Source organism: Streptomyces sp. NPDC041814, assembly GCF_055590565.1.
The window spans coordinates 144,733-164,746 of the sequence record NZ_JBVJAM010000014.1 but is presented as its reverse complement, the minus strand read 5'-3'; the positions used below and the strand labels follow the sequence as shown (position 1 = coordinate 164,746).

21 protein-coding genes are annotated in these 20,014 nt (G+C 73.1%); 12 read left to right on the top strand and 9 right to left on the bottom strand.

Features of this window, described 5'->3' with window-relative positions:
* Nucleotide 1: 1 nt before the first annotated feature.
* A complete protein-coding gene (locus ACZ6C6_RS29785) occupies nucleotides 2-694 on the top strand; it encodes a potassium-transporting ATPase subunit C (protein WP_469207143.1) in 693 nt (230 codons plus the stop codon).
* Between the two features lie 46 nt (nucleotides 695-740).
* Here the strand turns inward: ACZ6C6_RS29785 and ACZ6C6_RS29780 are convergent, their stop codons facing one another.
* The 3 genes from ACZ6C6_RS29780 to ACZ6C6_RS29770 are packed head-to-tail and all read right to left on the bottom strand — an operon-like array spanning nucleotide 741 to nucleotide 3,855.
* Nucleotides 741-1,862, bottom strand: a complete 1,122-nt coding sequence (locus tag ACZ6C6_RS29780) for a tetratricopeptide repeat protein (protein ID WP_469207141.1) — start codon at nucleotides 1,860-1,862, stop codon at nucleotides 741-743.
* Nucleotides 1,859-3,484 carry an NB-ARC domain-containing protein gene (locus ACZ6C6_RS29775; RefSeq protein WP_469207139.1) on the bottom strand — a complete coding sequence of 542 codons (1,626 nt, stop codon included), beginning with the start codon at nucleotides 3,482-3,484 and terminating at the stop codon, nucleotides 1,859-1,861. The genes ACZ6C6_RS29780 and ACZ6C6_RS29775 overlap by 4 nt, the downstream gene beginning before the upstream one ends.
* A 41-nt stretch (nucleotides 3,485-3,525) precedes the next feature.
* A complete protein-coding gene (locus ACZ6C6_RS29770) occupies nucleotides 3,526-3,855 on the bottom strand; it encodes a hypothetical protein (RefSeq protein ID WP_469207137.1) in 330 nt (109 codons plus the stop codon).
* Nucleotides 3,856-4,262: 407 nt separating this feature from the next.
* Between ACZ6C6_RS29770 and ACZ6C6_RS29765 the strand changes: the two genes are divergently transcribed.
* The 8 genes from ACZ6C6_RS29765 (at nucleotide 4,263) to ACZ6C6_RS29730 (ending at nucleotide 11,395) form a co-directional block, all read left to right on the top strand.
* On the top strand, nucleotides 4,263-5,099 hold the full coding sequence (locus ACZ6C6_RS29765) for a class I SAM-dependent methyltransferase (RefSeq protein WP_469207135.1): 837 nt from the start codon (nucleotides 4,263-4,265) through the stop codon (nucleotides 5,097-5,099).
* A 234-nt stretch (nucleotides 5,100-5,333) separates the two neighbouring features.
* A complete protein-coding gene (locus ACZ6C6_RS29760) occupies nucleotides 5,334-6,185 on the top strand; it encodes a HipA family kinase (protein WP_469207133.1) in 852 nt (283 codons plus the stop codon).
* A complete protein-coding gene (locus ACZ6C6_RS29755; protein ID WP_018105160.1) occupies nucleotides 6,182-6,565 on the top strand; it encodes a DUF3037 domain-containing protein in 384 nt (127 codons plus the stop codon). Before ACZ6C6_RS29760 ends, ACZ6C6_RS29755 begins: the two co-directional genes overlap by 4 nt.
* Before the next feature lie 214 nt (nucleotides 6,566-6,779).
* On the top strand, nucleotides 6,780-7,541 hold the full coding sequence (gene fabG / locus ACZ6C6_RS29750; protein ID WP_469207131.1) for a 3-oxoacyl-ACP reductase FabG: 762 nt from the start codon (nucleotides 6,780-6,782) through the stop codon (nucleotides 7,539-7,541).
* A 20-nt stretch (nucleotides 7,542-7,561) separates the two neighbouring features.
* Nucleotides 7,562-8,317 (top strand): SDR family oxidoreductase, encoded by a 756-nt coding sequence (locus ACZ6C6_RS29745; RefSeq protein ID WP_469207129.1) that lies wholly within the window; start codon nucleotides 7,562-7,564, stop codon nucleotides 8,315-8,317.
* A 117-nt stretch (nucleotides 8,318-8,434) separates the two neighbouring features.
* Nucleotides 8,435-10,033, top strand: coding sequence for an ABC transporter substrate-binding protein (locus ACZ6C6_RS29740; RefSeq protein WP_469207261.1), 1,599 nt, complete (start codon nucleotides 8,435-8,437; stop codon nucleotides 10,031-10,033).
* Between the two features lie 103 nt (nucleotides 10,034-10,136).
* Nucleotides 10,137-10,820, top strand: a complete 684-nt coding sequence (locus ACZ6C6_RS29735) for a uracil-DNA glycosylase (protein ID WP_018105164.1) — start codon at nucleotides 10,137-10,139, stop codon at nucleotides 10,818-10,820.
* Nucleotides 10,821-10,915: 95 nt separating this feature from the next.
* A complete protein-coding gene (locus ACZ6C6_RS29730) occupies nucleotides 10,916-11,395 on the top strand; it encodes a hypothetical protein (protein ID WP_469207127.1) in 480 nt (159 codons plus the stop codon).
* A 25-nt stretch (nucleotides 11,396-11,420) separates the two neighbouring features.
* Here the strand turns inward: ACZ6C6_RS29730 and ACZ6C6_RS29725 are convergent, their stop codons facing one another.
* Both ACZ6C6_RS29725 and ACZ6C6_RS29720 read right to left on the bottom strand, forming a co-directional pair.
* Entirely contained in the window at nucleotides 11,421-11,861 is a 441-nt protein-coding gene (locus ACZ6C6_RS29725; protein WP_469207259.1) for a hypothetical protein, read from the bottom strand.
* A gap of 122 nt (nucleotides 11,862-11,983) precedes the next feature.
* Nucleotides 11,984-12,571 carry a TetR/AcrR family transcriptional regulator gene (locus ACZ6C6_RS29720; protein ID WP_469207125.1) on the bottom strand — a complete coding sequence of 196 codons (588 nt, stop codon included), beginning with the start codon at nucleotides 12,569-12,571 and terminating at the stop codon, nucleotides 11,984-11,986.
* A 93-nt stretch (nucleotides 12,572-12,664) separates the two neighbouring features.
* Between ACZ6C6_RS29720 and ACZ6C6_RS29715 the strand changes: the two genes are divergently transcribed.
* Both ACZ6C6_RS29715 and ACZ6C6_RS29710 read left to right on the top strand, forming a co-directional pair.
* On the top strand, nucleotides 12,665-13,900 hold the full coding sequence (locus ACZ6C6_RS29715; protein ID WP_469207123.1) for an FAD-dependent monooxygenase: 1,236 nt from the start codon (nucleotides 12,665-12,667) through the stop codon (nucleotides 13,898-13,900).
* Entirely contained in the window at nucleotides 13,897-14,808 is a 912-nt protein-coding gene (locus tag ACZ6C6_RS29710) for a Gfo/Idh/MocA family protein (protein ID WP_469207121.1), read from the top strand. The genes ACZ6C6_RS29715 and ACZ6C6_RS29710 overlap by 4 nt, the downstream gene beginning before the upstream one ends.
* A 41-nt stretch (nucleotides 14,809-14,849) precedes the next feature.
* Here ACZ6C6_RS29710 and lnt read toward each other — a convergent pair whose 3' ends face one another.
* Together lnt and ACZ6C6_RS29700 are read right to left on the bottom strand one after the other, a co-directional pair.
* Nucleotides 14,850-16,430, bottom strand: coding sequence for an apolipoprotein N-acyltransferase (lnt, locus tag ACZ6C6_RS29705; RefSeq protein WP_469207120.1), 1,581 nt, complete (start codon nucleotides 16,428-16,430; stop codon nucleotides 14,850-14,852).
* Nucleotides 16,431-16,522: 92 nt separating this feature from the next.
* Nucleotides 16,523-17,392, bottom strand: coding sequence for a universal stress protein (locus ACZ6C6_RS29700; RefSeq protein ID WP_469207118.1), 870 nt, complete (start codon nucleotides 17,390-17,392; stop codon nucleotides 16,523-16,525).
* A 152-nt stretch (nucleotides 17,393-17,544) separates the two neighbouring features.
* Here ACZ6C6_RS29700 and ACZ6C6_RS29695 point away from each other — a divergent pair, with 152 nt between their 5' ends.
* Nucleotides 17,545-17,922 (top strand): hypothetical protein, encoded by a 378-nt coding sequence (locus ACZ6C6_RS29695; protein WP_203601496.1) that lies wholly within the window; start codon nucleotides 17,545-17,547, stop codon nucleotides 17,920-17,922.
* A 49-nt stretch (nucleotides 17,923-17,971) separates the two neighbouring features.
* Here the strand turns inward: ACZ6C6_RS29695 and ACZ6C6_RS29690 are convergent, their stop codons facing one another.
* Nucleotides 17,972-18,844 carry an undecaprenyl-diphosphate phosphatase gene (locus ACZ6C6_RS29690; protein ID WP_469207116.1) on the bottom strand — a complete coding sequence of 291 codons (873 nt, stop codon included), beginning with the start codon at nucleotides 18,842-18,844 and terminating at the stop codon, nucleotides 17,972-17,974.
* Nucleotides 18,845-19,027: 183 nt separating this feature from the next.
* Entirely contained in the window at nucleotides 19,028-19,738 is a 711-nt protein-coding gene (locus ACZ6C6_RS29685; RefSeq protein ID WP_469207114.1) for a TVP38/TMEM64 family protein, read from the bottom strand.
* Nucleotides 19,739-20,014: the final 276 nt, after the last annotated feature.

The window sequence follows — 20,014 nt, the reverse complement described above, 5'->3', positions numbered from 1 at the left end:
CATGACCGACAACACCGTCAGCAGCACCGTCCGCGTACTCGGGGCCGGGCTTCGCGCCCTGATCGTCCTCACCCTCGTCTGTGGAGTGATCTACCCGCTCGCCGTCACCGGCGTCGCCCAGACCCTGTTCAACGACAAGGCCAACGGCTCCGAGATCAAGGACGCCGGCGGACAGGTCGTCGGCTCCTCCCTCATCGGACAGCGGTACGACCTGCCGCTGAAGAAGGGCGAGGAGTCACCCGCCCCGGACCTCAAATGGTTCCAGCCCCGCCCCTCCAACGGGCTCGGCACCAACAGCGTCAACACCCAGTACTCCCTGATCCTCTCCGGCGCCACCAACCGCTCCGGCGACAACAAGGAGCTGATCCAGTGGGTGAAGGACGCCAAGGCGGCCGTGGTGAAGGACAACTCCACCGCCACCTACAAGGTCGAGCCCGCCGACGTGCCGGCCGACGCCGTCACCTCCTCCGGCTCCGGCCTCGACCCGGACATCTCACCCGCGTACGCGCGGCTCCAGGCACACCGCGTCGCCGAGAAGAACGATCTGGCCCTGGCGCAGGTCGAAAACCTCATCGCCGAGCACACCACGGGCCGGATCCTCGGCTTCATGGGCGAGCCCCGGGTCAACGTGCTCGAACTGAACACCGCGCTCCGGGACCTGACCGGTGTTCGGGGAGTATCCGAACGGCATTAGTGGCAGCCGCCGCCGGTCGAGCGCCGGCACTTACCGATCTTGCTCGTCAATCGGACGATTCATCAACGCCCGCTCTACTCCGCCACCGGGCCAGCTCGCGGTGTGCCGTCAGGGTGGCTGGGTGGTCGGGCCCCTGAACGCGTATCCGGTCGGTCAGGAGTTCGGCGAAGGACGCGGCGGCACCATCCGCATCACCCGCCTCACCCCGCCAGTAGGCCAGGTTGTGGCGGGTGTTGAGGGTGTCCGGGTGGTCGGCGCCCAGCACCCGCACCTGGTCTGGCAGCAGTTCCTCGAACGCGGCCACAGCACCCGCCGCGTCCCCCGCCGCGCCTCGTGAGTGAGCGAGGTTGTGGCGGGTGTTGAGGGTGTCGGGGTGGTCGGGGCCCTGGACGCGCAGCCGGTCGGGCAGCAGTTCCTCGAACGCAGCCACGGCGCCGGAAGCGCCTCCCCTCGTCCTTTGCCACCGGGCGAGGTCGTGGCGGGCGTTCAGGGTGCTCGGGTGGTCCGGGCCGAGGACCCTCAGCCGGTCGGCCAGCAGGTCTTCGAATGCGGCCACAGCACCCGCCGCGTCCCCCGCCGCACCCCGAGAGCCGGCCAGGTTGTGGCGGGCGGCCAAGGTGGCCGGGTGGTCCGGGCCGAGGACCCTCAGCCGGTCGGCCAGCAGGTCTTCGAACGCGGCCGCCGCACCCGCCGCGTCCCCCGCCGCGCCCCGCGCTCGGGCGAGGCTGTGGCGGGCGGCCAGGGTGTCAGGGTGGTCGATGCCCTGGACGCGTATCCGGTCGGTCAGGAGTTCGGCGAAGGCTGCGGCGGCACCCGCCGCGTCCCCCGCCACGCCTCGTGAGTGGGCGAGGTTGTGGCGGGCGTTCAGGGTGGCCGGGTGGTCCGGGCCGAGGACCCTCAGCCGGTCGGCCAGCAGGTCTTCGAACGCAGCCGCCGCACCTGCCGCATCTCCCGCCTCACCCCGCCAGTAGGCCAGGTTGTGGCGGGTGTTGAGGGTGTCCGGGTGGTCTGGGCCCAGCACCTGCGTCACATCAGCCAGCAACTCCTCACACGCGGCGGCAGCAGCGGCCGCGTCTCCCGCCTCGCCCCGAGACCGGGCGAGGTTGTTGCGAACAGCCAGGGTGTGGGGGTGGTCCGGGCCGAGGCGGTCGTGGGTCGTTTCGGTCATGCGATGGAAGTGGGTGGTGGCGGCGGTGACCTGGCCGGCTTCGCCGAGGCTGCGGCCGGCGCGGAAGAGCACCAGTGGGGGGCGGGCCGGTACAGCGCGTCTTCGGCAGCGCGGGTGAGTGCGGTGGTGTTGGCGCGCAGGGCCTGGGCGTGGGCGGTGTCGCGTTCGACGGCGGGCCAGGCGGCGCTCAGGGCGTCGGCGGCGGTGCGGGCGAGCCGGTCGTGCTGGTCGGGGGTGAGAGTGTCACGGGTGGCGCGCTGGATGAGCTGGTGAACGCGGACGGCCTGGTGGGGGACGTCGGGGGTGTGGTCGATGAGGCTGAGCCGGTGCAGGGCCCGCAGCGCGACCATGGCCTCCTCGGCCGAGACCGGGGACGGCTGGGTGCCGCCCGTGCCGATGGGGGTGCGGTGGGCGGTGAGGTGCGCGAGGGCGGGCTGACTGGTGAGGACGGTGGCGGGGATGCCGTTGGGGTCGAGCATCGCGGCCATCTGGAGCAGGGGGCGGGCCAGGCCGACGGGGCGGAGCCGGTCGGCGTGTTCGACGGACAGGGACCAGGTGGCAGCCACGGTGGCGGTCTGGTCGTCGGGCAGGGCGCCGGGTTCCGGCAGCAGGTCGGCCAGCTTCCTGATCCGGTCGGCCAGCAGCGCACGGTAGGAGGCACAGGTCAGGTCCGCGTCGATGATGTGGGCGGCGGCCTGGGCCAGGGCGAGGGGCAGGTGCCCCAGGTCGGCGGCGAGGCTGTCGACCTGGTCGGTGGGCGCGTGGCGATGGTGCGCGGCGAGTACGGCGGTGACATACGCGGCGGCTTCCCGGGGGGTGAACGAGCCCACGGTCACCGGACGCCGACCGGCGCCGGTCAGGGCGGCCTCGCGGCGGCGCGTGGTGACCAGGACACGGCCGCGCGGGCTGGCGGGCGGCCACCAGCCACGTATGTCGGCCGGATCCGCGACGTCGTCCAGTACGACCAGCCACCGGCAGGGCTTCTGGCCGGCTTTGGGCTCCAGCCAGGCCAGGAACGCCCGCGCGGCCTGTTCCGGATCGCCGGGGTCAGCGGCCAGGACCTCCACGCCGGCCTGCGCGTAGCCGGCCGTGATCGCTGAGCGGCTGCTCGCACTGATCCACACCAGGACGTCGACCTCGCCGCCGTCCCAGGCGGTGCGGGCGTAGTCGGCCGCCAGTTGCGTCTTGCCTACCCCGCCGGTCCCGGTCAGTACCTGGCCGAGGACCGCAGTCCCCCCGCTGTCGACCGCGGCCCGCAGCTGGTCGGCCTCGGCCCGATGCAGGAAGGACAGGGCGCGGGGCGGGAGCACGCCGACTTGGTGCGGCCAGGTGGCGGGTGTGCGCGGGGCGGCCTGCTGTACGAGGGTGAGACGGTCGATGTACCCGGTGTTGGCCAGGCCGCCCCCGCTGGCGGTGGCGGCCCCCGTGTGGCTCACCTGGACCGGGCCGCCGGTCTCCGGGCCGGGTCCGGCGTAGCCGGATACCGCCGTGGCGCCGTCGCGGGCGGTGGCGTCACCGGTGTCCGTGGCGGCTACCGACGGCCCGCGCGCCCCGTCTGCGGCCGCGTGCCCGGCGCCGGGGCCACCGTCCGGAGCGGGGCGGCGTCTGCGCCATCTCACCATGAATGGAGATCCTCCCGCCGGCCGTGGCCGTCCCGGCCCGCTCAGCTGAAGTCGACGCCCGTGCTTGCGCTGCTGCCTGGCCCGTCCGCCGTGGCGTCCCCGGTGCGTTCCGCCCGAACGGGCCCGCTCCCGGCTTCCTGCGGGCGCCGTACGCCGGTGGACGCCCGGCCTCCACCGGTGGCCTCGGCCTTCCCGGTATCGACCGCCGCAACCCCGGCCGGTGGGTTGGCCGAGGACTGCATCAGTGCCCAGACCAGGGCAGCGATACCGGTGGCACCTTGGACTGAAGCGGCCACCAGTTGGCCGGTATCCGGGTTGTCCAGCAGCCAGAAGAACGGCGTCGACACGGTCAACACGACCGCGACCACCATGACCGTGATCTTCCTCGGTCGCGACACCCCCACCCACCCCTTCCCCGTAACCGACAACCGCCCTGGCTGCACTGGACGCACTTCACTGGTAGCACAGGACGCCTCTGCGCAACCACCGGTTCCCCGCGACGTGTTGAACTCACCGTCCCTGCTCGCATCCGGCACAGCTCGGTGCCGAAGCGGCCCGCTACCGCTTGGCCGGCCATCTGCCGCCCAACCAGCGCGTCCACCACGCCGCGTACCGGGCGTCGGCGCCAACCGGTCCTGGATGCGCGCCCCGTACGCCTACGGCGAGGCCTCCGTGCCGGCCAGGGGCGGGGGCACAGTGACCGGACGGGGCCGGCGGCGTTGGGCAGGGGGCCGTCCCGGTCCGCGGGCGGCGCCCCTGTCTGCGAAGGAGAGCTGCAGTGCAGCCACCCGGTACCGCCGCGCTTCCGGAAGTCGCGGAGACGGCGTTGTGGACCCTGTATCACCGCGCGGCCGAGGCCGCCCGGAAGGACACCGTCCTGGCGGACCCGCAAGCGGTGCGGCTGGCAGCTCAGCTGGACTTTCCGTTCCGCCGCAGACTCGGCCGTGCCCGGCCCTGGGTGGCTCAGGCCCTGGCGCTGCGCTCCCTCGCGTTCGACCGTGTGGTGCGCGCGTTCCTCTCCGAGCACCCCGACGGCACCGTGATCGCGCTCGGTGAGGGCCTGGAGACGACGTTCTGGCGGGTGGACAACGGCCAGATGCGATGGGTCACGGTCGACTTGCCCGGGCCGCTCGCCCTGCGCGCAGGGCTGCTCCCGCGCAACGCCAGGCAGCACCTCGTCCGCTGTGACGTGGGCCGCGAGCCGGACAGCGTCTGGTCGCAGCTCGTGGACGCGTCACGCGGCGTCCTGGTCACCGCCCAGGGGCTGCTGATGTACCTGCACGAGGACCGGGTGCGGCAGATGATCGCAGCGTGCGCGGAGACTTTTCCCGGCGGCACGATGGTCTTCGACACCGTCTCGCGCCGTTTCAGCAAGCGGAGCCGGAGCGGTGCACGCGGACCGGGGGGCTACGTCCTTCCCCCGATGCCCTGGGGCATGGACCCTGACAGCCGCCAGGCGCTGGAAGCGGTCCATCCCGCCATCGCCGAGATCCGGGACATCGCGCTTCCGGCAGGCCGCGGCCCCACCGGCCTTCTGGCCTCCCGGCTCTCCACACTGCCGCTCCTGCGGACCAACCGGCCCCTCATCACCAGCCTGCGCTTCGGCCGGCCCTGATCCAGGAGACTCCTCACCGGCGATCACCCTCGGTTACTATGCTCACTTCATGCCGGAAGCCGGCAGCAAGGGGCGCGGCGCGGTCGACGGGTGTGCCCGGGGAGCGGGGAGACCGGCTCACCGGCCGAAACTCCCCGGATTCTCACCGGCGTCGTCGACCCGTGATTCCTGCCTCGGTGCTCCGGAGAGGTTGTCCGCGGATTGCAAGGCCGAAGAGATAGGTGGCCCGGGAAAGTGTTGGAAGAGGTCGTAGCGACCCGCTATGTCACGCCCCTGCGTGAAGGCGGCTCGCTCCCCGGGATCGTCGAGGCCGACGACCTCGGCACGTACGTCATGAAGTTCACCGGAGCAGGGCAGGGCCGCAAGACCCTCGTCGCGGAGGTGATCTGCGGGCAGCTGGGGCGGCGACTCGGGCTGCGCGTGCCCGAGCTCGTGCAGATCCAGCTCGACCCGGTCATCGGGCTCGCCGAGCCCGACCAGGAGGTGCAGGAGCTGCTGAAGGCCAGCGGCGGACTGAACCTCGGGATGGACTTCCTGCCCGGCTCGCTCGGCTTCGACGCGCTCGCCTACGAGGTCGACCCGCGTGAGGCCGGGCGGGTCGTCTGGTTCGACGCGCTGATCAACAACGTCGACCGGTCCTGGCGCAACCCGAACATGCTCGTCTGGCACGGCGACCTCTGGCTCATCGACCACGGCGCCACCATGATCTGGCACCACAACTGGCCCGGCGCCCAGGCGTCCGCCGCCAAGCCGTACAACGCCTCCGACCACGCCCTCGCCCCCTTCCGGCCCGACATCGCCGCGGCCGCCGCCGAGCTCGCCCCACTGGTGACGCCCGAGCTGCTCGCCGAGGCCGCCGCCGACGTGCCCGACGAGTGGCTGGTGGACGAGCCCGGGTTCGGCTCGCCCGACGAGCTGCGGCAGGCGTACGTGGACGCGCTGGCCCCCCGCGCGGCCACCGTCCACGAGCGCATCGTCATGGACGCGCCCACCCCGGACAAGCCCTCCCAGGCCCCGGGCTGGATCACCGAACGGCTCGCCCCGCGCGGCCACGCCACGGACGGCGAGAAGGGCGGCCGGGCATGAGCGGGCGCGACGTCTTCGAGTACGCGCTGCTGCGCGTCGTCCCGCGCGTCCAGCGCGGGGAGTGCTTCAACGCGGGGGTGGTGGTCTACTGCCGCGCCAAGGGCTTCGTGGCCGCCCGCACCGAGCTGGACGAGACCAAGCTGAAGGCGCTCGACCCCGGCGCCGACGTGACCGGTGTCCGGGCCGCGCTGCACGCCGTCGAGGGGGTCTGCCGCGGCGGTACGGACGCGGGCCAGGCCGCCGGTGACGACGCGGGGAGGCGCTTCCGCTGGCTGATCGCGCCGCGCTCCACCGTCGTACAGCCCGGGCCCGTGCACAGCGGCCTCACCGCCGATCCCGAGGCCGAGGTGGAACGGCTGCTCGACCTGCTGGTGCGCTGAACGCCGCCCCCGGCCGCCGTCCGCGCACCGCGTGACGGCGGCGCGGCGGGGTGTGACATGCGCCGCTGCGCCCGTGGCCCGTTGACACCGGGTGCCAGGGCTTCTAGCGTCTCGTCTGCTGAAGGTACTAAGCGGTTGCTCAGTCATCGGGCGGTTTCTCACCGGAGCCCCCGACGTCCGCTGAGCCGCTATCCAAGGGCGAGGAGAGCCAAGCATGTCGACCAGCGAGCAGCGCGTAGCCATCGTGACGGGGGCGGCCCGGGGCATCGGTGCCGCCACCGCGGTACGTCTGGCGGCCGAGGGCCGCGCCGTCGCCGTACTCGACCTCGACGAGGCGGCCTGCAAGGACACCGTCGAGAAGATCACGGCTGCCGGGGGCAAGGCCCTCGCCGTCGGCTGCGACGTGTCGGACAGCGCCCAGGTCGAGGCCGCCGTCGCGCGGGTCGCCGACGAGCTCGGCGCTCCGACGATCCTCGTCAACAACGCGGGCGTGCTCCGCGACAACCTGCTCTTCAAGATGAGCGAGTCCGACTGGGACACCGTGATGAACGTGCACCTCAAGGGCGCGTTCCTGATGGCGAAGGCCGTCCAGAAGCACATGGTGGACGCCAAGTTCGGCCGTATCGTGTCGCTGTCCTCCTCCTCGGCGCTCGGCAACCGCGGCCAGGCCAACTACTCGGCCGTGAAGGCAGGTCTCCAGGGCTTCACCAAGACCCTCGCCAAGGAGCTCGGCAAGTTCGGCATCACCGCCAACGCCGTGGCGCCCGGCTTCATCGTCACCGAGATGACCGCGCAGACCGCGGCCCGCGTCGGCATGGGCTTCGAGGAGTTCCAGGCGGCCGCCGCGACGCAGATCCCGGTCCAGCGCGTCGGCGTCCCCGACGACATCGCCAACGCCATCGCCTTCTTCACGGGCGACGCCGCCGGCTTCGTCTCCGGCCAGGTCATGTACGTGGCCGGCGGACCGCTCAACTGACCCGAAGGGCTGCGGACATCATGACTGTGCAGGACAGCGGCAAGGTCGCGCTGATCACCGGCGCGAGCCGGGGCATCGGCTACGGCATCGCGCAGGCCCTCGTGGAACGCGGTGACCGGGTGTGCATCACCGGGCGCAACGAGGACGCGCTGAAGGAGGCCGTCGAGGCGCTGGGCGCCGACCGGGTCATCGGCGTCGCCGGCAAGGCGCACGACGAGGCGCACCAGGCGGTGGCCGTCGCGCGCACCATGGAGGCGTTCGGCCGGGTCGACTTCCTGGTCAACAACGCCGGCACCAACCCGGTCTTCGGGCCGATCGCGGAGCTCGACCTGAACGTCGCCCGCAAGGTCTTCGAGACCAACGTGGTCTCGGCGCTCGGCTTCGCCCAGCAGACCTGGAAGGCGTGGCAGAAGGAGAACGGCGGGGCGATCGTCAACATCGCCTCGGTCGCCGGTGTCTCCGCCTCGCCCTTCATCGGCGCGTACGGGATGAGCAAGGCGGCCATGGTCAACCTGACCCTCCAGCTGGCGCACGAGTTCGCGCCGGTGGTCCGGGTCAACACGATCGCTCCGGCGGTCGTCAAGACCCGATTCGCCCAGGCGTTGTACGAGGGCCGCGAGGAGGAGGCGGCCGCCGCCTACCCGCTCGGCCGGCTCGGCGTGCCGGAGGACATCGGCGGTGCGGCCGCCTTCCTCACCTCCGGCCAGTCCGCGTGGATCACGGGCCAGACCCTGGTGGTCGACGGGGGCATTTTCCTGAATGCCGGAGTCGGCTGATCCGGCCTGGGCCGATATGGTCCCGATTGCCTCAAGTGCCCCGCCGGACCTGCGGATTGATCCGGCGGGGCGCTGCGGTATGGTCTGCCGACCCACGGCTGATCGAGGAGCGTGCACGTGTTCTACCGGGCCAGTCTGCAAGCCGCTGCAGCCCTTGCGACCCTGTCCTTGCTGGCCGGCTGCGGGCTGTTGCCCGGCGGCGGCTCGGAGGTGGACCAGAAGCTCGCCGTCGGGACGACCAGTGAGCCCTCGACCCTGGATCCGGCGGCAGCGTGGGACGGCTCCTGGGAGCTGATGCGGAACGTGTTCCAGACCCTGGTGGCGTTCCCCACCGGCAGTACGAAGCCCGAGCCGGACGCGGCCGAGGAGTGCCGGTTCACCGATCGCACCAGCACCGCTTACCGGTGCAAGCTCCGCAAGGGCCTCACGTTCTCCAACGGCGACAAGCTGGACGCGGCGGCCGTGAAGTACTCCATCGACCGGATCTCGAAGATCGGCCTCAAGGGCGGGCCCGTCGGCATGCTCGGCTCCCTGGACCGGGTCGAGACCAAGGGCGACGACGTCGTCATCTTCAACCTGAAGAAGCCCGACGCCACCTTCCCCTTCGTGCTGGCCACCCCGGCCATGTCCCTGGTCGCGCCGAGCGCGTACTCGGAACACAAGATCCGCGACGACGGCAAGGTCACCGGCTCCGGCCCCTACCTGCTGGACTCCTACAAGCAGGGCGACCGCTCCGAACTGGTGAAGAACCCCGACTACAAGGGCTTCGCCGACCGCAAGAACGACGCCGTGACCATCCGGTACTTCAAGGACTCCGGCGCCATGGTGCAGGCGCTCCGCAAGAACGAGATCGACGCCACTTACCGCGGCCTGTCCGCCGAGGACGTCGTCAGCATCGAGGACAGCAGGAGCAACAGCGACGGCAAGGGCGAGGGCGGGGACCTCCAGATCGTCGAGTCCACCGGCGCCGACATCCGCTTCCTGGTCTTCAACCCGGACGACCCCGCCGCCGGGAAACCGGCCGTCCGGCGCGCGATAGCCCAGCTGATCGACCGGGACGCGCTCGTCGCCAAGGTCTACCGGGGCACGTCCGAACCGCTGTACTCGATGGTCCCGAAGGGCATCGCCGCGCACACCACCAGCTTCTTCGACACCTTCGGCAACCCCAGCAAGGACAAGGCCCGCCAGATCCTGGCCGACGCGCACATCACCACGCCCGTCCCGATGACCTTCTGGTACACCACCGACCGCTACGGCTCCTCCACCGCACCCGAGTTCGCCGAGCTGAAGCGTCAGCTGGAGGCGTCCGGACTCTTCCGCATCACCCTGAAGAGCCGCCCGTGGAAGACCTTCCAGGAGGGCTTCACCAAGGGGGAGTACCCGGTCTTCGGCCGGGGCTGGTTCCCGGACTTCCCGGATCCGGACAACTTCATCGCCCCCTTCGTCGGCAAGAACAGCGTCACGGGCATGCCGTACGTGAAGGACGAGATCACCAAGCAGCTGCTGCCCCAGTCCCGCAAGCAGAGCGACCGGGGCGCGGTCGCCAAGGAGTTCGAGCGGGCCCAGAAGATCCTGGTGGACGACGTGCGGCTGCTGCCGCTGTGGCAGGGCAAGCTGTACGTGGCGGCAGGCGAGGACATCGGCGGCGGCGAGCGCGCCCTGGACCCGCAGACCGTCATGCAGATGTGGGAGCTGTACCGCAAGGCCAGCTGGTAGCACCGCGCGCGGGCGGGCCCCGGTGGCCCGCCCGGACCGCGTTGTCAGTGCCGCCCGGTAGGTTCTGGGATCAAGAACGGATTGCTTACCGGAGGTTGTGCACGTGACCGACACCGACCTGCTGCCCGAGTCCTGGCGCGGCGTCCTCGGCGAAGAGCTGCAGAAGCCGTACTTCAAGGAGCTCACCGAGTTCGTGGAGGAGGAGCGCTCCGCCGGACCGGTCTACCCGCCCCGGGAGCAGGTGTTCGCGGCCCTGGAAGCGACTCCGTACGACAAGGTCAAGGTCCTGGTCCTCGGCCAGGACCCGTACCACGGCGAGGGGCAGGGCCACGGCCTGTGCTTCTCCGTGCGCCCCGGCGTGAAGACGCCGCCCTCCCTGCGCAACATCTACAAGGAGATGAAGGAGGAGCTGGGCCTCCCCGTCCCGGACAACGGCTACCTGATGCCGTGGGCCGAGCAGGGCGTCCTGCTGCTCAACGCCGTGCTCACCGTCCGCGCGGGCGAGGCCAACTCGCACAAGGGCAAGGGCTGGGAGAAGGTCACCGACGCCGTCATCCGCGCCGTCGCCGCCCGACCCGACCCGGCGGTCTTCGTCCTCTGGGGCAACTACGCGCAGAAGAAGCTCCCCCTGATCGACACCGAGCGCCATGTGGTGGTGAAGGGCGCGCACCCCTCGCCGCTGTCGGCGAAGAAGTTCTTCGGCTCCCGCCCGTTCACCCAGATAAACGAGGCCATCGCCCAGCAGGGCCACCAGCCCATCGACTGGCGCATCCCCGACCTGGGCTGAGCCGCCCCCGAGCCTCCACGCGTCCGCCCGTCCCGGCGGCTAGCGTCGGGAGCCGGACCGCCGGGTCCGGGCAGGACGGGCGCGAGGAGGCCGTGGTGACGGAGCAGCGGGAGGCGTCGGAGGACGTCTTCATGACCAGGATCGGCCAGGCGGTCATGCTGCTGCACGGAGGCGACCGGGAGGAGGCCCGCAACCGCTTCACCGCCCTCTGGTACGAGATCGGTGACGGGGGCGTCCCCCTGCACCGGTGCACCCTGGCGCACTACATCGCCGACACGCAGGACGACCCGGCCGACGAACTGGCCTGGGACCTGCGCGCGCTGACCGCCGCCCTGGCCGACGAAGGGGCGGCCGGGGGCCGCGACGCGCACGCGATGCGGGCCTTCTGCCCGTCGCTGCACCTCAACCTCGCCGCGGACTACATCAAGCTCCAGCGGCCCGCCGCCGCCCGGGACCACCTGGAGCGGGCCCGGGCGGCCTCGGCGGTGCTGGCCGACGACGGCACGGACGACGGATACGGGGGCGGCGTCCGGGCGGCGATCGCCCGGCTGGAACGGCGGCTGCGCGAGTGGTGACCGGTGTGTTCCGGCCGCCGCCCCGTCAGCGGCCGTAGGTGCGGTCGCAGATCCGGGACTGCGGACTGCCCGCCGGCCAGTGGCCGTAGCCCCTGCCGAGATCGCACACCCCGGACCCGCCGCCGGGCGCGGGCAGGACGGGCGCGGGCGGGGGCGGCGCGATCCGGCGCGGCAGCGGCGGGTCGGGGGCGGGCGCGGGCCGCTGCGGCATTGCTGGGCGCGGTTCACCGACGGACGCGGCCGGGCGCCCCGGCGACGGCCTGTGCGCGGCGGACGGCGCGGCCGTGCGGGACGGCTTCGCCTTCGGTACGGCTTCCAGCCTGTCGTGGACCGGCGGCCCGGCGGTCTGCGGGGCCAGGTCGTGGGCCGGCCGGCTGGCCCCGGGGCGCGGCGGCGCGGCCGGGTGCGGCTGGACGGACACGCATCCGGACAGGGCCGCCACCGCGAGGCAGGCCAGGATGTTCACGGCGGTTCTCGTTCGTTGCACGTGATCAACTCTGCGGGGCCGGTGACCGGTCCGTGCCTCCGTCGCCCCCGATCCGCCCGCACGAGTGACGCCGGTCAGCCCGGCGCCCGGGGAACGGCGCGTCAGTGGCCCAGCATCCCGCGCAGCAGCTCACCGAAGCCCGTCCGCAGCTCCGCCTCGCTGGGCACGTCGCGGTGGTAGGAGCCGGCCGCGCACGAGAACATCAGCCCCTCGCACCAGGCCACCAGGGACAGCGTGTGCCGTTCCGGTTCCGGCGACCCGGCCGCCGTCATCAGCGCCACCAGCGGGGCGCGGAACTGCATGCCCGCGGCGTCGAAGAACTCCCGCAGCTCGGGGCGGCGGGTGGCCTCCAGCGCCAGTTCGTACCGGCAGACCAGCAGCTCCGGGTGGTGCGTCAGATAGCGGTGCAGGGCCCGCGCCAGGCCCGCGACCAGCTCGTCGGTGTCCGTGCCCGCCCCGAGCCCGCCGGGTGCCAGGACCCGCCCCTCGCGCTCCGCCAGCCGCCGCACCGCCGCCTCAAGCAGGGCCTGCCGGGTGCGGGCGTGGTTGGACGTCGAGCCCTGGGGCAGCCCGGCCCGCTCGTCCACCGCCCGGTGCGTCAGCCCCCGCATGCCGCGCTCCGCGAGGAGGGCGAGCGCGGCGTCGGCGATCAGTTCGGCCCGGTCGGAGCCGGTGGGGCGTGCGGTCATGGGGTCAACCTACCGTCGTAACTACAGCTGTAGTACGTTGGATGGCGGCACTACAGGTGTAGTTTTCTTGCTCCTCGGACCGGAGGGAACGTCATGGACAAGCACCGTGCGGTCGTCATCGGCAGCGGGATCGGCGGGCTCACCGCCGCCCTCGCCCTGCACCGGTCCGGCTGGCGGGTCACCGTGCTGGAACGCGCCGACTCCTTGGAGCCCGTCGGCGCCGGCATCGGGCTCGCCCCCAACGCCCAGCGCGCCCTCGACGTCGTCGGCCTCGGCGACGAGATCAGGTCCCTGGCCGCCTGGCAGGGCGAGGGCGGGATGCGCGCGCCGTCCGGCCGCTGGCTCTCGCGCACCGACGCGTCGGCGGCGGCCGAGCGGTTCGGCGGCCCCCTCGTCCTCGTGCACCGCGCTGTCCTCATCGACCGCATCGCCGCCCGGCTCCCCGCCTCCGCCCTCCGCACCGGCTGCCCGGCCCGCCTGACCGACTGCGGCATCGCGGGCGGCGCCCCCGCCGTCGTCGCCACGCCGGCCGGGGCGATCGAGGCCGAGCTCGTCGTCGGCGCCGACGGCATCCACTCCGGTGTCCGCAGCGCCCTCTTCCCGGACGCCCCCGGCCCCTCCTACGCGGGCTTCACCACCTGGCGCGTCGTCGTCCCCGCCCCGGACCGCCCCTTCCCGCCGCACGAGACCTGGGGGCGCGGCGCGCTCTGGGGCACCCAGCCGCTCAAGGACGGCCGGATCTACGCGTACGCGGCGGCGACCGCCCCCGCCGGGGCCCGCGCGGCCGACGACGAGAAGGCCGAACTCCTGCGCCGCTTCGGCGACTGGCACGACCCGGTCCCCGAGATCATCGCCGCCACCGCACCGCAGGAGGTACTCCGCAACGACGTGTACCGGATGGCCGACCCGCTCCCGGCCTTCCACCGGGGCCGCACCGTGCTGCTCGGGGACTCCGCGCACGCCATGGCCCCCACCCTCGGCCAAGGCGGCAACCAGGCCATCGAGGACGGCATCGTCCTCGCCCACCACGTGGCCCCCGGCCGGGACCTGGGCGCCGGCCTCGCCGCGTACACCGCCGACCGGCTGCCGCGTACCGCCGCCGTCGTCCGCAAGGCCGACCGGGTGTCCCGGCTCATGAGCCTCAGCAGCGCTCCGGCCGTCGCCGCCCGCGACTTCCTCATGTCCACGGTCTCCCGCCTCGGCCCCGGCCTCGTACTGCGCACCTTCGACGGCATCGCCGACTGGAGGCCCCCGGGCGCCACGTATGCTGCCGGGACGACGAAGGAGGCGCCCGGTAACGGCGCTGACCAGCGAGAGGACACCCTGTGAAGGTCGGCTGCATCGGGCTCGGGGACATCGCGCGGAAGGCGTACCTGCCGGTGCTCGGCACCCTGCCGGACATCGAACTCCACCTCCAGACCCGCACCCCGGCCACCCTGGCCGCAGTCGCCGCCGCCCACCGCATTCCGGCCGACCGGTGCCACCGGGACCTGGACTCGCTGCTCGCCCAGGGGCTCGACGCCGCGTTCGTGCACGCCTCGACCGCCGCCCATCCCGAGATCGTGGGCCGGCTGCTCGACGCCGGTGTCCCCACGTACGTGGACAAGCCGCTCGCGTACACGCTGGAGGAGTCCACCCGCCTGGTGGAGCTGGCCGAGGCCCGCTCCACCGGCCTCGCCGTCGGCTTCAACCGCCGGCTGGCCCCGGGCTACGCCCAGTGCGCGGAGCACCCGCGCGAGCTGATCCTCCTGCAGAAGAACCGGGTCGGGCTCCCCGAGGAACCCCGGGCCATGGTGTACGACGACTTCATCCACGTCGTGGACACCCTGCGCTTCCTGGCGCCCGGCCCCGTCGAGCGCACCGTCGTCAGCGGGCGGCTCGTGGACGGCCTGCTGCACCACGTGGTGCTCCAGCTCTCCGGCGAGGGCTTCACGGCGATCGGCGCCATGAACCGGCTCAGCGGCTCGACCGAGGAGCGGCTCGAAGTCTCCGGCCAGGACTCCAAGCGCGAGGTCCTCAACCTCGCGGAGGTCATCGACCACAAGGGCCAGCCGAGCGTGCGCCGACGCGGCGACTGGGTCCCGGTGGCCCGCCAGCGCGGCATCGAACAGGCCGTCCTGGCCTTCCTGGACGCCGTACGCGAAGGCCGCCCGCTGAGCGCCCGGGACGCCCTGGAGACCCACGAGCTGTGCGAACGCGTCCTGCGGGAGCTGGACGCGGCCCAGGGGCCTGTCTGACAGTTCCAGTCGTCCGGCAGACGGGAATGGTCAGACACGCCCTAGGAGGCCTGCGTCGCGGTCTTCGCCGGACGCGTACGCCTCCGGGCGCGCACCCCCCGTACGCCCTCCGCCGCACAGAAGACCGCCAGCACTACCAGTGCCCCGTACAACGCCCAGTCGCCCAGGCGTACGTAGAGCGTCGTGCCCCGGGCCAGCGGCACCCCGTAGACGGCGGTCCCGCTGGTGTCCGTGCCGAGCCGGGGGCCGACCGCCTCGCCGTGCGGGCCGTACACCGCGCTCACGCCCGTGAGCGTGGCGTGCACCATCGGGCGGCCGCTCTCCGCCGCCCGCAGCGCGGCGAGCGAGGCGTGCTGGCCCGGCGCCCAGCCGTGCTGGAAGGACGAGGTGGAGGACTGGGCGACCAGGAGCCCCGCCCCGTCCCGGACCAGACGCCGGCTCATGTCCGGGAACGCGGACTCGAAGCAGACCAGCGGGCCGAGCCGCAATCCGTCCGCGCCGGGCACCCGCATCGTGACCGGGCCCGTGCCGCGCAGCCGGTCCTCGCCCGCCGCCCGGCCCATCGAGGTCGCCCAGCCGAGGGCCGACCGGGCCGGGATGTACTCGCCGAACGGGACGAGCCGCATCTTGTCGTACCGGTCCCCGGTGAGCCCCCGGGGCCCGACCAGCACGGCGCTCTTGAAGATCCCGGTGCGCCCCGCCGCGTCGGTCTGCCGGGCGTCCACGTTCACCAGGAGGTCCGCGCCCACCGCCCGCGACAGCGCCGCGAGCCGGGCCGCGATGTCCGGCCGCCGGACCGGGTCCACGCCGACGCTGCTCTCGCCCCACACCACCAGGTCGACGTCCTTGCCCGCGAGCGACCGCGTCAGCTCCTCGCCGAGGGCGAACCTCCGCCGCACGCTGCCCGGCCCCTCCACGATCCCGGGCTGCACGACGGCCACCCGGGCGGTGCCCGCCGGTTCGGGCCGCGGCGCCCACACCCAGGCCGCCGCGGCCACCAGCGCTCCCGCCAGGAGCGACACGACGGCCACGGTCCGGGCGGCGGAGTGCGCCAGCAGCACGGTCACCGCCGTGTTCACCCCCACCACCAGCAGGCTCACCAGCCACACCCCGCCCACCGAGGCGAGCCGGAGCGCCGGCGCCACCTCCCACTGGCTCGCCCCGAGCAGCCCCCACGGGCCGCCCAGCGCCTCCCATGACCGCACCAGCTCGATCATCAGCCAGCCGCACGGCACCAGGACCACCGCCGCGACCGCGGCCCGTCCGCTCAGCGGGCCGCGCAGCAGCCGGTGCGCCAGCAGCCCCCACGGCGCCCACAGCAGACCCAGCAGCGCCGCGAGGAGCACGATGAACACATGGAGGCTCGGCATCAGCCAGTGGTGTACGGCGATCATGTAACCCGTGCCGCCCAGCCACGCGTCGCGCGCCGCCCGGCGGCCCGTACCGGCCGACCGGACCAGCAACAGCAGCGGGACCAGGCAGAGATAGGCGAACCACCACAGCGAGGGCGCGGGGAAGGCCAGGGCCGGCAGCGCGCCGGCCACCAGCGCCGCGGCCACCCGCCCCGGAGCCCGGTCCAGCACCCGTGCCCCCCGCTCGCGCCACCCGGTCCACGACCCCATGCCCCGCCTCCTCGCCCCACCCTCCGGCAGGTCCGTCCGCATCCGGTCCCGATCTTCTTCCCCAGTGTGGACCGGTGGACGCTGCCCGGCCCTCAGCAGGGGACGACGGCCACCGGGCCCATCGCGTGCGTCAGGGTCGTGTGCGCCACCGGCGACAGCCCGAGGCCCAGCGACTCACCGCCCCGCCGCCGTCCGACGACGGTCAGCGACGCCGTCGCGGACGCGGTGACCAGCGTGCGTGCCGCGGAGCCGTTCACCGGCTCCTTCATGACCTCGACCTGCGGATACGTGGCACGCCGGCCGGCCGTCAGCTCCGCCAGGGACCGCTCGGCCGCGTCCGCCGCCGCGTCCCGGTCGAAGACCGGCCCGCCGGACAGCATGGAGGAGAACATCGTCCAGCCGTGCACGATCCGCAGCCGGGAGCCCGGGTGCGCGGCCGCCGTCTCGAAGGCGAAGTCCAGCACCCCGTCGCTGCTCTCGTCGGCGGCCACCCCGGCGACGATGTCCGGGAAGACCTCGCCCGCGCCCTCACGGGCCGGCTCCTCGTCGTCCCGGCCGCCGTGCACGACCACCACGGGGCACTTCGCCATGGACGCCGTCGCCAGGCTGTTGGACCCCAGCATCAGCGACCGGAACCCGCCGAGCCCCCGCGAGCCGAGCACCAGCAGCGAGGCGTCCCGGCTCAGCGAGACCAGCGCCGCCGACGGGAAGTCGAGCGGTGCGAGCGTCGTCGGGCGCAGCCCCGGAGCGACCAGCGCCACCCGGCGCACCGCCGAGGCCAGCAGCTCGCCCGCCTCCCGCTCCTGCGCCTCCTGGTCGGTGCGCCGGGCCAGCTGCCGGACGTGCACGATGAGCAGCGGCCAGTCCCGTACGACCGCCTCACGGGCTGCCCAGTCCAGCGCGTCGAAGCTGTGCGAGGAGCCGTCGACCGCCGCGATCACGGGAAGCTCGGTGCCGCTCATGGGTTCCTCTCCGCCGTCCGTACCTGCTTCGTACGCTACGGCGGCGCGGCTCCCGGTGCCGAGGCGGAGGCGGCCGTCCGGGCCCCGGCACGGCGTGATCCAGCCCGTCGTTTGTCCCTCTGGGCCGGTCCGCCTGCGCCTATGCTCGCGGTATGGAGCAGAGCGAAGTGGTGAAGCGTGTGGTCGGCATCCTCACCGAGGCGGGGGAGATGCGCCGGCTGCTGGAGGAGAACCCGGACCGCGACGACGCCGACACGGACTCGACCGTGGTGACCGCCCTCCTCAACGAGACCATGCCCAGGATCGCCATCCCGGAGGACGCCACCGTCGAGGACGTGGTGGTGGTCGTCGGACGCGAGGTCGGGGGAGCGGTGGAACAGCTCGTCGGGGCGTTCACCCTGGCGTTCGCCATGCTGGCCCAGGTCCACGACTCCGGGCAGACGGACGTCACCTCGGCGGACGTGCTCCAGGACCTCGCCCTGCGCGCCGAGCAGTTCGGCGCCGAGGGCCCCGGCGACACGGAGATCTGACGAAAGCGCCGCCCCCGGCCGGGACCGGGGGGCGGCGCAACGCGCGAGGTCAGCCCGCGGACTCGCCCGCGTGCGGGCTCAGCGTGTCGGTGCCGACGAGGAAGAAGATCACCACGCCCAGGACGATCCGGTAGATCACGAACGGCATGAAGCTCTTGGTGGTGATGAACTTCATGAACCACGCGATGACCGCGTAGCCCACCCCGAACGCGATGACCGTCGCGAAGATCGTCGGACCCCAGGAGACGTGTCCCTCGCCCGCGTCCTTCAGCTCGAAGACGCCCGAGGCGAGCACCGCCGGGACCGCGAGCAGGAACGAGTAGCGCGCCGCCGCCTCCCGGGTGTAGCCCATCAGCAGACCACCGCTGATCGTGGCGCCGGACCGGGAGACGCCGGGGACGAGGGCCATCGCCTGGCAGCAGCCGTAGATGAGGCCGTCCTTGACGCCCAGTTCGCGCAGGGTCTTGCGCTGCTTGCCGGCCCGGTGCCTGCCGCCCTGCTCGTCGCGGGCGGCCATCCGGTCGGCGATGCCGAGCACGATGCCCATCACGATCAGGGTGGTGGCGATCAGCCGCAGATCGCGGAACGGGCCCTCGATCTGGTCCTGGAACGCCAGGCCGAGCACGCCGATCGGGATGGAGCCGACGATGACCAGCCAGCCCATCTTGGCGTCGTGGTCGCCGCGCATCGAACGGTTCGTCAGCGACCTGAACCACGCCGAGACGATCCGCGCGATGTCCTTGCGGAAGTAGATGAGGACCGCGGCCTCCGTGCCGATCTGGGTGATCGCGGTGAAGGCCGCGCCCGGGTCCTGCCAGTCGGCGAACGCCGCGGTGAGCCGCAGGTGCGCGCTGGAGGAGATCGGGAGGAACTCGGTCAGTCCCTGGACGAGGCCGAGGACGAACGATTCGAACCAGCTCATGGGGCTTGGGCCATCCCGGGGTATTCGTGCACCTGCCGCCGGCGTCGGGCGCAGGCGGTGTGCGGTGTGCGGTCGTGCGAGAACGGGGCCCGGCCGGGCCCTGTCTCGTCTGTCGGTCGCGGGCAGCGTATCGCCCCCGGGTGAACGCCCGGCGACACCCCCCGCGCGCTCCGCCCCGTCGCCTCAGCCGCCCAGGCGGTGGCGGCGCCGCCAGGCCACCACGGCGGCTCCGGCCCCGGTCAGCACGATGAAGCCCATCGCCGCCAGGAACGCGGGTGAGGTCGGCGACGACGCCTCGCTGCCCGCCACCACATAGGCGGCCGTGTTCGGGATCGAGCCCAGCCCCGTCGCCACGAGGAACGGCGGATAGCCCATGCGCGAGACGGCCGCGCAGTAGTTGGCGGCGGCGAACGGCACCCCGGGGAAGAGCCGCAGCGCCAGCATCGAGCGAAAGCCGTGCCGGCTCAGCTGGCCGTCCGCCGCCCGCAGCCAGCGCCCCCGCACCAGCGTGCGCAGCGCGTCCTGGCCCAGGACCCGGCCGAGCATGAAGGAGACCCCCGCCCCCAGCACCGTGCCGCCGATCGCCGCCGCGAGCCCCGCCTGAGCCCCGAACAGGGCCCCCGCCGCGAGGTTCAGCAGCGGCCGCGGCACGAACGCCACCGTGCAGACCCCGTACGCGAGTCCGAAGAGCACCACCGCCGTCGAACCGCCGCTGAGCTGCCCGAGTCTGCCGGAGGTCAGCAGCTGCTGAGGCTCCAGCAGCACCATGGCCGTCGCGGCGGCCACCAGCACGGCGACGAGCAGCGAGAGCCGGGACCACGGCGACAGCAGCACCCGCGCGCAGCGCACGGCGAGGCCGGGGGCGGGCCGGGTGGCGGGGACGGTGTCGAGCATTCGGGGAGAGTAACCGACAAAGGTGTGTGATCGCCGTAATGCGCACCTGCGGGAACCGCGGCCGCCCGCACCCAATCCCCGTACGCTCCGCCGTAATTCGCTCGACGGCCGGACGGCCCTTCGGAGATGATCGGCGCATGTCCCGGTACGCCTTCCTCGCAGCGCCGTCCGCAGTCGCGGACGCGCCGAAGGCTGCCGTGTGCACCCTCGCAGCAGTTGTCGCCGCAGCGGTCACCGCTGCCGCAGCGCCCCTCGGCGGCGCCCGAAGCTGACCCT

Coding starts and splice junctions, on each gene's coding strand:
- ACZ6C6_RS29785 (WP_469207143.1), top strand. CDS start 2: ATGACCGACAACACCGTCAGCAGCACCGTCCGCGTACTCGGGGCCGGG.
- ACZ6C6_RS29780 (WP_469207141.1), bottom strand. CDS start 1,862: ATGACCGAAACGACCCACGACCGCCTCGGCCCGGACCACCCCCACACC.
- ACZ6C6_RS29775 (WP_469207139.1), bottom strand. CDS start 3,484: ATGGTGAGATGGCGCAGACGCCGCCCCGCTCCGGACGGTGGCCCCGGC.
- ACZ6C6_RS29770 (WP_469207137.1), bottom strand. CDS start 3,855: ATGGTGGTCGCGGTCGTGTTGACCGTGTCGACGCCGTTCTTCTGGCTG.
- ACZ6C6_RS29755 (WP_018105160.1), top strand. CDS start 6,182: ATGAGCGGGCGCGACGTCTTCGAGTACGCGCTGCTGCGCGTCGTCCCG.
- fabG (WP_469207131.1), top strand. CDS start 6,780: ATGTCGACCAGCGAGCAGCGCGTAGCCATCGTGACGGGGGCGGCCCGG.
- ACZ6C6_RS29745 (WP_469207129.1), top strand. CDS start 7,562: ATGACTGTGCAGGACAGCGGCAAGGTCGCGCTGATCACCGGCGCGAGC.
- ACZ6C6_RS29720 (WP_469207125.1), bottom strand. CDS start 12,571: ATGACCGCACGCCCCACCGGCTCCGACCGGGCCGAACTGATCGCCGAC.
- ACZ6C6_RS29715 (WP_469207123.1), top strand. CDS start 12,665: ATGGACAAGCACCGTGCGGTCGTCATCGGCAGCGGGATCGGCGGGCTC.
- lnt (WP_469207120.1), bottom strand. CDS start 16,430: ATGGGGTCGTGGACCGGGTGGCGCGAGCGGGGGGCACGGGTGCTGGAC.
- ACZ6C6_RS29700 (WP_469207118.1), bottom strand. CDS start 17,392: ATGAGCGGCACCGAGCTTCCCGTGATCGCGGCGGTCGACGGCTCCTCG.
- ACZ6C6_RS29695 (WP_203601496.1), top strand. CDS start 17,545: ATGGAGCAGAGCGAAGTGGTGAAGCGTGTGGTCGGCATCCTCACCGAG.
- ACZ6C6_RS29690 (WP_469207116.1), bottom strand. CDS start 18,844: ATGAGCTGGTTCGAATCGTTCGTCCTCGGCCTCGTCCAGGGACTGACC.
- ACZ6C6_RS29685 (WP_469207114.1), bottom strand. CDS start 19,738: ATGCTCGACACCGTCCCCGCCACCCGGCCCGCCCCCGGCCTCGCCGTG.